The sequence below is a fragment of the Finegoldia sp. BIOML-A1 genome (assembly GCF_009678325.1).
Classification (GTDB): Bacteria; Bacillota; Clostridia; order Tissierellales; family Peptoniphilaceae; genus Finegoldia; species Finegoldia magna.
This window is the reverse complement of sequence record NZ_WKZF01000002.1, coordinates 57,598-69,939: the sequence shown is the minus strand read 5'-3', so window position 1 is coordinate 69,939 and position 12,342 is coordinate 57,598. Positions and strand designations below refer to the sequence as shown.

Annotated in this window: 12 protein-coding genes; 1 reads left to right on the top strand and 11 read right to left on the bottom strand. The window is 29.2% G+C overall.

Annotated features, from left to right (window positions below):
• Positions 1-3: 3 nt before the first annotated feature.
• The 3 genes from recG to GKG00_RS02620 form a co-directional block, all read right to left on the bottom strand.
• The gene (gene recG, locus GKG00_RS02630; RefSeq protein ID WP_154254127.1) at positions 4-2,040 is read right to left on the bottom strand and encodes an ATP-dependent DNA helicase RecG; all 2,037 of its coding nucleotides are present in this window, start codon (positions 2,038-2,040) and stop codon (positions 4-6) included.
• 89 nt (positions 2,041-2,129) lie between these two features.
• Positions 2,130-3,755, bottom strand: coding sequence for a DAK2 domain-containing protein (locus GKG00_RS02625; protein WP_154254126.1), 1,626 nt, complete (start codon positions 3,753-3,755; stop codon positions 2,130-2,132).
• An 8-nt stretch (positions 3,756-3,763) separates the two neighbouring features.
• Positions 3,764-4,126 carry an Asp23/Gls24 family envelope stress response protein gene (locus GKG00_RS02620; protein ID WP_002836299.1) on the bottom strand — a complete coding sequence of 121 codons (363 nt, stop codon included), beginning with the start codon at positions 4,124-4,126 and terminating at the stop codon, positions 3,764-3,766.
• 179 nt (positions 4,127-4,305) lie between these two features.
• Between GKG00_RS02620 and rpmB the strand changes: the two genes are divergently transcribed.
• Positions 4,306-4,521, top strand: coding sequence for a 50S ribosomal protein L28 (rpmB, locus tag GKG00_RS02615; RefSeq protein ID WP_002836298.1), 216 nt, complete (start codon positions 4,306-4,308; stop codon positions 4,519-4,521).
• A 29-nt stretch (positions 4,522-4,550) separates the two neighbouring features.
• On the opposite strand, the gene GKG00_RS02610 is transcribed toward rpmB, so the two are convergent.
• The 8 genes from GKG00_RS02610 to rsmB are packed head-to-tail and all read right to left on the bottom strand — an operon-like array spanning position 4,551 to position 12,231.
• Entirely contained in the window at positions 4,551-5,183 is a 633-nt protein-coding gene (locus tag GKG00_RS02610; RefSeq protein WP_094205596.1) for a thiamine diphosphokinase, read from the bottom strand.
• Entirely contained in the window at positions 5,180-5,719 is a 540-nt protein-coding gene (thiT, locus tag GKG00_RS02605) for an energy-coupled thiamine transporter ThiT (protein WP_094223403.1), read from the bottom strand. Before thiT ends, GKG00_RS02610 begins: the two co-directional genes overlap by 4 nt.
• Positions 5,720-5,735: 16 nt before the next feature.
• Positions 5,736-6,386, bottom strand: a complete 651-nt coding sequence (rpe, locus tag GKG00_RS02600; RefSeq protein WP_154254124.1) for a ribulose-phosphate 3-epimerase — start codon at positions 6,384-6,386, stop codon at positions 5,736-5,738.
• On the bottom strand, positions 6,386-7,264 hold the full coding sequence (rsgA, locus tag GKG00_RS02595; RefSeq protein WP_154254123.1) for a ribosome small subunit-dependent GTPase A: 879 nt from the start codon (positions 7,262-7,264) through the stop codon (positions 6,386-6,388). Before rsgA ends, rpe begins: the two co-directional genes overlap by 1 nt.
• The gene (pknB, locus tag GKG00_RS02590) at positions 7,254-9,137 is read right to left on the bottom strand and encodes a Stk1 family PASTA domain-containing Ser/Thr kinase (RefSeq protein WP_154254121.1); all 1,884 of its coding nucleotides are present in this window, start codon (positions 9,135-9,137) and stop codon (positions 7,254-7,256) included. Before pknB ends, rsgA begins: the two co-directional genes overlap by 11 nt.
• On the bottom strand, positions 9,127-9,864 hold the full coding sequence (locus tag GKG00_RS02585; RefSeq protein ID WP_154254120.1) for a Stp1/IreP family PP2C-type Ser/Thr phosphatase: 738 nt from the start codon (positions 9,862-9,864) through the stop codon (positions 9,127-9,129). The genes pknB and GKG00_RS02585 overlap by 11 nt, the downstream gene beginning before the upstream one ends.
• On the bottom strand, positions 9,861-10,910 hold the full coding sequence (gene rlmN, locus GKG00_RS02580; RefSeq protein WP_094224623.1) for a 23S rRNA (adenine(2503)-C(2))-methyltransferase RlmN: 1,050 nt from the start codon (positions 10,908-10,910) through the stop codon (positions 9,861-9,863). Before rlmN ends, GKG00_RS02585 begins: the two co-directional genes overlap by 4 nt.
• Positions 10,911-10,959: 49 nt before the next feature.
• Positions 10,960-12,231 carry a 16S rRNA (cytosine(967)-C(5))-methyltransferase RsmB gene (gene rsmB, locus GKG00_RS02575; protein ID WP_094224622.1) on the bottom strand — a complete coding sequence of 424 codons (1,272 nt, stop codon included), beginning with the start codon at positions 12,229-12,231 and terminating at the stop codon, positions 10,960-10,962.
• Positions 12,232-12,342 lie beyond the last annotated feature (111 nt).

Sequence of the window (12,342 nt, the reverse complement as noted above, 5' to 3'; positions counted from 1 at the left end):
ACCTCAATTAAAAATAACATTTTCTAGTAATTTATCTTTAAACTTATTAATTTCTTCATCCAAATACATATATTCTTTAGTTTCGCATAAATCATTCGTATATATATACTCAGTTATCACAGCAGCTTTTTCTATCAAATCATAGTCTTTTTCTAGATCTGCTATGTTTAGAAGTGGTATTCCTGATTGTCTAGTTCCTAACAAATCACCACTACCTCTCATCATCAAATCCTTTTGTGATAGTTCAAATCCGCTGTTCGTCTTAACCATAATATTCATTCTTTCCATTTGTTCATCAGAATGTGCATTGTTGATAAGAATACAATAAGATTGATCTGAAGATCTGCCCACTCTACCTCTTAATTGATGAAGTTGTGAAAGTCCAAATCTTTCTGCATTATATATAACAATTACATTTGCTTTTTTGACATTAACGCCAACTTCAATAACTGTTGTAGATACCAATATTTTTGTATTCCCGTCTACAAAATCTTTCATAATTTCTTCTTTTTCCGAAGATTTCATTTTACCGTGTAACATTCCAACATTTATATCAGAAAAATATTCACTAGATAACTTATTGTAAAGTTCTGTTACATTCTCTAAATCCAATGCTTCAGATTCTTCTATCAATGGACACACAACATAAGCTTGAAACCCATTTTCAACTTGTTTTCTGATAAAAGCTGCTATTCTTTTTTCATAACTAAATCCAACAGAATATGTTTCTATTACTTTTCTGCCTTTAGGCATTTCATTTATTGTTGATATATCCAAATCCCCATAGTAAGAAAGTGCTAAAGTTCTTGGAATTGGAGTAGCTGTCATCACAAGAACATCTGGATTTTGTCCCTTGTCTGAAATTTTCTTTCTTTGCCCTACACCAAATCTATGTTGCTCATCGGTAATTACGAGTCCAAGCTTTTTAAATTCCACAAAATCTTGTATTATTGCATGCGTACCAACTATGACATCAAAATAACCCGACTTTATTCCTTCTAAAACAGAATCTTTTTCCGATTTTGTTAAATCAGATTTTAATAAACAAACTTTTAACCCAAATTTTGAAAAATCATCCGATAAGTTTTCATAATGTTGTGTCGCTAAAATATCCGTAGGAGCCATAAAAGCTGATTGATAACCACTTGAATATGATTTGAATATCGCTGCTTCAGCTACTATTGTCTTTCCACTTCCTACATCTCCTTGAACCAATCTATTCATTCTCTTTTCAGATGTCATATCACTTTCAATATCTCTAATTGCTTCTAACTGTCCTTTTGTAAGTTCAAATTTTAAAGACTGTATGAAAAGATCCATGCTTTCGTCAGTTTGAAATTTTATATAATTTTGTTCGTTTAGTGTTGTCTTCATTGATTTCATTGCCAATTGCATTATAATAACTTCTTCAAGAACAAGCGCTGTCCTGGCTCGTTTAAATTGTGCATAATCCACAGGCTTGTGTATGTTTTTTATTGCATTTCTTTTGTTCTCAATATCGTAGTTTTTAATCATACTATAAGGAATAACATTTTTAATTTCATCAATACAATGTTTAATAGCAAAATCAATGAATTTAATCATATCATTATTTGTAACGCCTTTTCTTACTTTGTAAATTGGATAAATAATGCCCAATTTTCCACCAAAAGTTTTACTCAAAATTGGTGACGATATCTTGAATTGATTTTGAACTCTATTTATTTTCCCATACAAATAGTAGGTAGTGTTTGGTAAAATTTGATTTCTGATAAAAGGCTGATTAAACCATGACACACTTATTTTAGAAGTATCGTCAAAAGCAATAGCAGATGTTAAGTTTAAATTTCTTCTAAGATATTTAGTTACAGGCTTTGAAATAAATTTGACTTTTATAACGCAGCTTTCTTCATCTCGTATATCTATTATATTTTTTATTATTGATCTATTTTCGTACCTATACGGGAAATAATTCAATAAATCATTAGCATCAAAAATACCCATTGAGTTTAAAACTTCTAATTTTTTCTTTCCTATTCCTTTTACTTCTGATAATTGCATAACTCACCACACAAAAAAATCCCTACATTAAACATACAAATAATAGACCGATGAAAATCGATCTATTATCTGTAATTATTTGTAAGGAGTTATTCTATTGAAAATACATAGTAATATAAAGGTTGAGATCCTTCGACAACCTCAATATCAATGTTTTTATATTCTTCTTCCAAACTATCTTTCAACTTATTAGCAACCATTTCATCACAGCCTTCACCGTAATAAATTGTAACCAATGAATCGTCTTTTTGAATTAGTTGTCTCAATAAATCCATTGAAACTTTATTAATATCATTACCAACCGCTCTGATATTCTTTTGGTCAAGACCGATAATGTCATCTTTCTTTACTTTAATATCTGACATATTTAAATCTTTTACCGCAAAAGTAACTTCACCAGTCTTAACTGTTGCTATTACATCGTTAAAACTATCAAAGTTTTCTTCTGCACTTGCTTCTTCATTGAATGCTAAAAGAGCCGAAATAGATTGTGGTACGGCTTTTGTCTCTACAACGAAAACTTTTTTATCAACTATTTGTTTTGCTTGATTAGCTGATAATATGATGTTCTTATTGTTAGGAAATACAAAAACTGTCTTTGCATTAACTTTTTCTATAGAATTAACTATATCTTCAGTTGAAGGATTCATTGTTTGTCCACCAGTAATCACTTCATCGACATTTAACATATCGAAAACTTTACTGAATCCTTTACCACTACTAACCACTACAAATCCAAAATCTTTTTCTGGTTCTGAAGGTTTTGTAGAAGCTTGACTAATTTCTTCTTCAGTAGAATGCAAGTTTTGATGTTGTAATCTCATATTATCTATTTTGATATCTCTTAGAGCACCTAATTCCATGGCAATTTCTAAAACTTTACCAGGATTATTAGTATGAATATGAGTTTTGATTACTCCATCACCTTTTACAACTAGTAAACAATCCCCAAAGTTTTCTAATTTTGATCTATATGAATTTTCATCTGCATCAGTCATTATAAAAAATTCAGTACAATATCCGAATTCTATTTCTTCGTCTGATACAACATCAGTATTTTCATTAATAGTTCTAGGAGATTCGTCAATTACTGTTTCTGAAATTAATTTTTCATTATCGTAATTTAAAACGCCTTCTAAGAATAACATTAAACCTTGTCCACCTGCATCAACTACGTCGGCTTCTTTCAAAACAGGTAACATTTCTTTAGTTTTTAGAAGTGCCTTGTTACCTTCAGATATAATATCTGTCAAAAATTTTTTAATATCTTCGTAATTTTGATAGTTTTGATCAGCAAACTCACCCATACATCTAGAAACTGTAAGAATAGTTCCTTCTGTTGGTTTCATTACAGCTTTGTATGCAGTTTTATAACTTTCTACAAATCCATCTCTTAATGCAAATATATTAAATTCAGTATAATCTTTAAATCCATTATAAAAACCTCTCATGATTTGAGAAGTAATTACACCAGAATTTCCTCTAGCTCCCATAAGAGAACCATCACTCATAGCTTTAGCTAAATTTGCAATACTCAAATCAGTTACGCCATTAACTTTTGAAATAGCTGATTTAATTGTCAATGTCATATTAGTACCAGTATCTCCATCTGGAACTGGAAAAACATTTAAGCTATTTACTATTTCTCTTTTATTTTCTAAGTTCTTAAATCCCGCTAGAAGGCAATTCTTGAACAGTGTTGCGTCATTCTTCATTGTGCCCCCTATTTTTCTTCATTTATTCTCATATCTTGAACAAGAACATTAACACATTCTACTTCAAGACCGGTTTTATTTTCTACACTATATTTAACTGTATCAATAATATTTTGGCAAACCACAGCAATTTTAGTACCATATTCCAAAACTACAGTTAAATCTATTACAATTTTATTATTTTTTGTATAAACTTTTACTCCCTTACTCATATTGTCTTTATTGAGTAACATTAAAAATCCATCTGATAAATTTTTATAAGCTAGTCCAACAATTCCGTAACAAGTCATAGCTGTTTCACTAGCAATAGTTCTAACGATATTATCTGATATTAATATTGAACCATATTCGTTATCAATTTTAGTAGTCATATTACCTCCTATTTGTGATACCTAACTAATTATATTATACTCTTTTGATGTTTAAGATTCTAATTTACATATTAATACTATATTATTATAACATATTTTAGCTCTAAAAGCTTGAAATTCAGTTTTAAAATATGCTATAATATCAAGAGACATTTGAAAAAGAACCAGGAGGTGTAATTATGTCCAAAAAATGTGAAATTTGTGGTAAATCAAGAACTTTCGGAAATAATAGATCATTTTCTTTAAGATCTTCAAATAGAAGCTGGGCACCTAACATCAGAAAAGTTAGAGCTTTAGTCGATGGCAAACCAAAAAGAATCAATGTATGCACTAGATGCTTAAGATCAGGTTTAGTTGAAAGACCTCAATTTATCAAAACAACAGAAGAAGAATAAAACAAAGAGTCGAAAACTTCGACTCTTTTTTAATCTCTAGAATCAATTAAAAGGCCATATCCCTCTATTAATTCTATATATGCTTTTTTATTTTTTATTTTATTACTAATCGTCAATGATGAACAAAAATCAACATCTAAAAATTCGCTGTCGTATTCAAAACCTTTTAATTTAATTTTAATTCCACTATTCGATAAAACTACAATAGAAATATAATCATATTTCATAACACATTCTGTGCTTTCTCCTAAGAATTTAATTATATTATTGTTACCAATAAAAATAAGTTCAATCCCTTTTTCATAACATCTTTTTGAATAAATTAAATTCGACATTGTGTGATCTAATCTGGTTCCTGTTGCCCCAAAAGCATATATTGTATTACAGTTCTTTTCGATTAATATATTTATTGCGGCTTCAAAATCAGTAAAATCTTTTTTGCAATTATATTTTTCAAAAATCTTGTTGTTTTCTTCTAGAAAAATTTTGTCCTTATTATTTATAGAGTCAAAATCTCCTATAGCAAAATCAAAATCTTTATGATAATCGGTGAAATATTTTGTTCCACCATCTACAGCTATTCTAAAGTCTGATTTTTCATAATATTCTTCAAAAAGATTCTTATCAGATAATTCCCCTGCGCAACAAATCAAACCAATCATTTTTTACTTACCTTTGATACAGGTTTAATTAAAATTAATATAACAACTATAGCTATAATTCCATTAGGAACAATGTAGGTGATGTTATATAAGAATGATCCTAGTAATGCAGGAATATCTGATGGCAATGTGTCTTTGAAAAATACATAACCACTTAAAATCGCAGCTACTCCTCTCATTAAAATAGCGAATATACATGCTAAAATCATTTTATAATTAATTTTGCCACTCAAAGTTTCTTCATTACATCCTAACCCTGATAATCCTAAAGCCATATAAGCTATTGGATAATCTAGCATATATTGTATTGGGTGAATAACGTAAGGATCAACAAAGCTATCCAAAACTCCATACATTAATCCAATTACAATCCCTGGTTTTAGCCCCCATCTTAGTCCAAATAATAAAATCGGAACATATCCCGCTAGGGAAACAGATCCTCCTCTTGGCATTTTAAAAATAACAATACTGTTTAGCACAGCTGTCAGAGCTAAAGTAATTGCCCCTTCAACCATAAATCTCAAATTTTTGTTCAAGATATCCTCCTTTTAACTATAATTTTTGATTGTAAATATCTAGTTGCGATTCTATGTCATGATTAAAAACATCTGAACCACTTACAATTAGATTAGCTCCAGATTCTAACACTTTATCGACATTAGAAGTTTTTACCCCTCCATCAACTTCCAATATAATATCTTTTTTTGATGTTTCTATCATTTTTCTTGCATCTTTTATTTTTGAATATTGACTCTCTATAAAGGATTGTCCTCCAAAGCCTGGATTTACACTCATTACAAGTATTATATCCAAATCATCAATAATATAATCACAACATCCCAATCCTGTAGATGGATTAAGTGCTAATCCACATTTTTTTCCAGCTTTATGAACAGTCTGAATAATCCTATGTGGATGAAAAGTTGCTTCTGGATGAAAAGTAATTATATCAGCTCCGGCATTCAAAATGTCATCTATAATATTTTCTGGTTTGTTAACCATCAAGTGACAATCAAGAATAAAGTCCGGATATTTTTCTCTTATTTGTTTTATAACTGCTGGACCAAAAGAAATATTTGGCACAAAATTTCCGTCCATAACATCCAAATGCAAATATTTTATTCCATTGTTTTTTAGTATATCTAAGTTCTTTTCTAACTCAAAAAAGTTACAAGCCAACAAAGATGGACTTAAATTAGCCATTAATACCTCCTAATTTTTTCGTATTCTTCAACTATATTCAAATAATTATCATATCTACTTTGAGATATTTCTCCAGTTTCAACAAGCCTTTTTATTTCACATTTTGGTTCATTAATGTGATCACAATTATTGAATTTACATCTTGAACTGTTTTTTCTAAATTCTACAAAGTTATTTTTGATTTCAGATTTTTCATCTAAAAAAGACAAATCAAAAGAACTAAAACCCGGTGTGTCCAAAACGTAAGTATTGTCATCTACCATTTTAATTTCAATGTGTCTTGTCGTTTGTTTTCCCCTCTGAGTTTTATCACTAATTTTTCCAGAAATAAAATTCTCATTTGGAAATAAATTTTTTAAAGTACTGGATTTCCCTGCCCCACTAGGACCAATGACACAACTAATATGATTTTTGAATTCATTTAATAACTCTTCATTAGTAATTGAAGATTCATTTGAATTGAATATTACTTTATACCCAATATTTCTGTATATATCAGCATAAAATTTTTTCTCATCCTCAGAAACCAAATCAGATTTATTAAATACAATGACGCAATCAATATTGTTTTTCTCAATCATTAATAGATATTTGTCTAGTAACATTAGATTAATATTAGGTGACTTTATACTACTTAGAACGAAACATTTTTCTATATTACTCACTTCAGGGCGGTGCAAAAGTACAGATCTTGGATGTATTTTTAAAATAAATCCAAGACCATTCTCTACGTTTATATCTACTTTATCCCCTACAACTGGAGTAATTTTCTTGTTCCTAAAATTCCCCTTTGCCTTTGAAGGATACACTTCGTTTCCAATGCTTACGTAGAATAATTCTCTTTGAATTTTAGTAATAACACCTGTTTTATCCGACATTAATTAGCTCTCCATTGATATAGACTTTAATATCATTATTAGGTTTTACTTTTACTTTAATTCTTATATCTCCTTCAGAAGCGTCATGGTTTTCTTCATAGATAATGTTGTTTTCAGTTTCATCTTTAACAGTTACTGTGTAAATCCCTTTTTCTACAGGTTTACTTATTCTAAATACTTTATCAATCATTTCAGGTTCCTTTTTACCTTTACTGATTATTACATCAATTGAACTATCTTTTTTAAGTTTCTTTCCCGCGTCATATTGTTGCCATATAACTTGGTTTGTATCGTATGAATTACTAAATTTCTTTTCAATATTTCCTATATTAAGTCCAATTGATTTTAATTTATTACTAGCTTGACTAATATCAGTCCCTATTAAATCAACCATTTCTACTAGCTCTTCTTTCTTACCTAAAGAAATTACAACATCAACTTTAGAATCTTTATTTATGCTAGTTCCTGCATCCGGATGTTGTTGCATAATTTTTCCAGCTTCAAAATTATCGCTGTTTTCTTTAGTTATTTCGCCAATTTCTAACCCCAATTTGTTGAGTTGGATTTTAGCATTTTCAATAGTCATATTGGATAAATTAGGTACAGACACCTGTTCCTCGCCTTTGCTTACAACTAATTTTATAATAGTCCCTTTTTTCACTTCTGTACTCGATTCAGGATCTTGTTCTAATACTTTTCCTGGTTCAACATTACTTTCAGTCTTATATTCTGAAACAACAGCAATTAAATTATTAGCCTTAGCTTTATTTAAAGCTTCGTTTTCCGTTAAACCAGTTAATGCAGGAACTAAAACTAGGTCTTGCTTATTCTTGTTTATATATTTCTTGCCAAATATAATTGCAACAAATACCAAAGCTGCTAAAACTATAGGCAATAGAATCCACATAAATTTTTTAGATTTATTTTTATTATCTTTTGTAGAAGATTGTTTAGGCGTTTTATAAACTGCTTCTTTTACTTCAGGTTGTTCATCATTTTCTTTAATTATTGGATTTTTAGTAGTTTTTTGATATAAATCAGAAGAATAGTTTTGATAATTTCTCAACATTTCTTTCAATTCTGTAGCTGATTTAAATCTATCATTAGGATCTTTTGCCATCGCTTTAACTATTATATCATTAAGGCCTTGTGGTAAATCATGACGAAGATTTATAGGTGGCACCAATGGATCTTGAATATGTTTCAATGCAATTCCAACAGCATTTGGTGCATCAAACGGTACTTCTCCTGTAGCCATTTGATACAATACAACACCTAATGAATATATATCACTTTTCTCATCAATAAATTTACCCTTTGCTTGTTCTGGTGAAATATAATGAACAGTTCCCAAAACAGTTGAAGTATATGTCAATGTTGCAGACGAAGAAATTCTTGCAATACCAAAATCTGTAGCTTTTAAATTATTAGATTTATCAATTAACATATTATGTGGCTTAATGTCTCTGTGAATTATTCCATTCTTATGAGCACATTCTAATGCACTTGCTATTTGAACTCCATAATTTACGATATCTTCAATCGGCAAAATTTGTTTTTCATCGATTATATCTTTTAATGTCTTACCATCGACATATTCCATTACGATGTAATTATATTTGCGACCATCAACATACGAACTTCCAACATCGAACACACTTACTATATTTGCATGAGTCAATGATGCAGCAGATTGTGCTTCCATAGCGAATTTTCTCAGAAAATCTTGGTCTTCCATATATTCATTTTTTAATACTTTTACAGCAACATATCGATTTAAAACAGTGTCCAAAGCTTTGTATACTTTGGCCATCCCGCCAACGCCGACCTCTTCTATTATCTCATATCTATCGCCTAAAACTTTACCTATCATAATTTTCCCCTTCATATAAATAAAGCGTAATAGTTATATTATCAATACCTTCGATATCATTTGCTTCATCAATCAGATTTTGAGTTATTTTATCCAAATCTGATTCTTCTTTAATAATATCAACTATATCTTCATTTTCTAATTGTGAAGTCAAACCATCTGTGCACATTAATATCAAATCACCCTTAACAAGCTCAACGTTAAAAATGTCTATATCTACAGTATCTTGAATTCCTAAAGATCTTGTAATAACATTTTTTTGTGCAAAATCTAAGGCCTCTTCTTCAGTTATAGTTCCAGATGATAATAAATCATTCACAAGAGAATGATCTACGGTAATTTGCTTTAGTTCTCCATCCCTGTATAAATACAATCTACTGTCTCCAACATTTGCGACAATAGCATTATCATCATAAACTAAACAAGCAACTATCGTTGTGCCCATATTTCTATGTTCAGAATTATTTTCACTATCTTTGTAAACTTCCTCATTTGCTAAAGTAATCGCTTTTATCAGTGTATTCTCGTAATCTTTTTCATTTTCATTTTCTTTTACGTAGTTTATAACAGTTTCGACAGCTTTTTTGCTTGCAACTTCACCAGCTTTATGTCCACCCATTCCGTCGCACACAACAAGTAAGCTAAAATCTTCTGTAATATAATTCATATGATAATCTTCATTAAGCTTTCTTACCAGCCCGATGTCTGTGTTTGAAGCATATTTCATTTCACACCTCTTTTAGTCATATTGTTAATTCTTAATTGTCCACAGGCTCCTTCAATATCAATGCCCTGTTTTCTTCTTATTGTAGTATTAACATTGTTTTTATTCATGTAATTCATAAATTCCATCATCTTGTTTCTATCTGGAGATTTTTGATTAAATTCTTCAATAGGATTTAATGTTATTAAGTTCAAAAGACAATTTCTATTTTTTAATAAATCGACTAGCTTGTCCATATATTTTTTTGAATCATTTACACTTTCGATTACCGTATACTCAAATCCAATTCGCCTTTTTGTTTCATCAAAATAATAGTCACAAGCATCTAGAATTTCTTCAATTGAGTATTTGTTTCCAATGGGCATTAGCTGACTTCTCTCATTATCAAATGGATTATGAAGTGAAATAGTTATGTTTATACCTATATTTTCATCTGCAAGTTTAATTATTTTATCGACTAACCCACACGTAGACAATGTTATATTTCGAATAGACATATCTTGTCCTTCTTTATTCGTAATCAGATTAATAAATCTAATAACATTATCGTAATTATCTAATGGTTCGCCTATCCCCATTAGTACCATATTGTTAATTCGTATACCCAAATCATTTTCTACCAAATATATCTGAGCGCACATTTCATAAGGTTGTAAATTCCTTAAAAAACTTTTCTTTGTCGACGCACAAAATTTACATCCCATTCTACAACCAATTTGTGTTGATAGGCATATTGAAGTGTGAGTTTTATATTCCATAAATACCGTTTCTACGATATTACCATCACTCAACTCTATAAGATATTTTTTCGTGTTGTCTAATTTTGAATCAATCCTTTTGATAATACAACAATTTTTGATAACATTGTATTCGTCTAGTTTTTTTCTTAATTCATTAGAAAAATTAGTCATATTGTTAGGATTGGATATTCTATTTTTATGAATAGCTTGAAAATACTGCAATGCTCTGAAAGATTTTTCTCCATTATTCACAAAAAATTCTTTCAGTTCGTCGACAGTCATATTTTCCAAGACAATTTTATTTTGCATATTATTCACCAATCTAAATTATATCAAAAATCTCAAGTTTTGTAATCTATTAGTCTTTTAAAAACTTTGAAATGAAAAAGCCCTGCGTTCCTTTTTGGAATGGCATAAGTTTTATAAATTCATTTTTATCTCCATAAAAATCAATATCTTCTCTTTTTAAATTTAATTTGTTTTCAATATAATCCACATTTTCTTCGTTCTCTTCTTTTAAAAGTGAGCATGTAGAATATACTAAGATGCCGCCTTTTTTTAAATATTTTTCACAATTTTCAAGAATTCTTCTTTGCGTTTCAACCAAATCTTCTACATCTTTTTTCGTTCTGAATAATTTTATCTCTGGATTTTTATTGATAACACCAGTTGCAGAGCAAGGTGCATCCACAAGAATTCTATCAAATTTATTTATCAAATCTTCTTGTAAAATAGTTGCATCAAAGTTCAAATATTGCACATTTTCAACTCCACATTTATACACATTCTCTTTTATTCTATCTATTTTATTATTATTAATATCATTACAGTAAATAATCGATTGATTGTTTGTTAATTCTTGAATGTTGCATGATTTTGACCCAGGAGCTGCACAAATATCAAGAACTACGGAGTTCTCCATTGGCTCTAAAACCTCTGCGCACAAACTACAAGAACCATCTTGGATAATAAATTTACCTTCTTTAAATTCGTTCGTATCTATTATCGATTCAGGATTTCTTACGATAAAACTATCTTTTAAAAAAGGATGCTCTTCTAATACGAATCCTTGATTTTCTAAATTTGTTTTTAAATTATTTTCCTTCAATTTATTTTGTTTAATTACAAAATCAGATTTGTAAAAGAAAGATTTGAGAAGTTTTTTTACAGTTTTTTTAGAATAAGATTTGTTCAACATCTTAAGTAATTCTTTGTTTATGGAGAATTTAATTTCATCTCCTAAATCTTCCTCATCCAAATTAATCCTGCAAACCTCCCTTAGAACAGCATTAACATAATCTTTATAATGTGTTAAGTTGTTAGCCAATTCTACTGCTTCGTCAACTACAGCATAATCAGCTGTTTTCATAAATAGTATTTCCGTAGTTGCCATTCGCAATATTTCCAAAACAATTTTATCAAGCTTATTTAATTCCAAATCGCTGCACTTAGATATTACATAATCTATGAAAAATCTATTTTCTATTTCTGTAAATACACACCTTTTAATGTACGCGATATCTCTCTTGTCCAAATCACCATAATCATAAGTCTTTAATAATTCAGAAGAGTATCCCGATTTATTATTAATTGAGTTGGTAATATTAATTATTTCGTTTCTAATATTCATAATCTCTCATTTCTTTTAATTATTTTAATTACATAATATATTTTACACTAAAACAGCAAAAATAAAAAAATTGAACCTAAAAGGATTAACCTTAGGTTCAATCTACATTAA

Bases quoted from the DNA above. Each gene is read 5' to 3' on its own strand.
- recG (WP_154254127.1), bottom strand. From the start codon at position 2,040: ATGCAATTATCAGAAGTAAAAGGAATAGGAAAGAAAAAATTAGAAGTT.
- GKG00_RS02625 (WP_154254126.1), bottom strand. From the start codon at position 3,755: ATGAAGAATGACGCAACACTGTTCAAGAATTGCCTTCTAGCGGGATTT.
- GKG00_RS02620 (WP_002836299.1), bottom strand. From the start codon at position 4,126: ATGACTACTAAAATTGATAACGAATATGGTTCAATATTAATATCAGAT.
- rpmB (WP_002836298.1), top strand. From the start codon at position 4,306: ATGTCCAAAAAATGTGAAATTTGTGGTAAATCAAGAACTTTCGGAAAT.
- GKG00_RS02610 (WP_094205596.1), bottom strand. From the start codon at position 5,183: ATGATTGGTTTGATTTGTTGCGCAGGGGAATTATCTGATAAGAATCTT.
- rpe (WP_154254124.1), bottom strand. From the start codon at position 6,386: ATGGCTAATTTAAGTCCATCTTTGTTGGCTTGTAACTTTTTTGAGTTA.
- rsgA (WP_154254123.1), bottom strand. From the start codon at position 7,264: ATGTCGGATAAAACAGGTGTTATTACTAAAATTCAAAGAGAATTATTC.
- pknB (WP_154254121.1), bottom strand. From the start codon at position 9,137: ATGATAGGTAAAGTTTTAGGCGATAGATATGAGATAATAGAAGAGGTC.
- GKG00_RS02585 (WP_154254120.1), bottom strand. From the start codon at position 9,864: ATGAAATATGCTTCAAACACAGACATCGGGCTGGTAAGAAAGCTTAAT.
- rlmN (WP_094224623.1), bottom strand. From the start codon at position 10,910: ATGCAAAATAAAATTGTCTTGGAAAATATGACTGTCGACGAACTGAAA.
- rsmB (WP_094224622.1), bottom strand. From the start codon at position 12,231: ATGAATATTAGAAACGAAATAATTAATATTACCAACTCAATTAATAAT.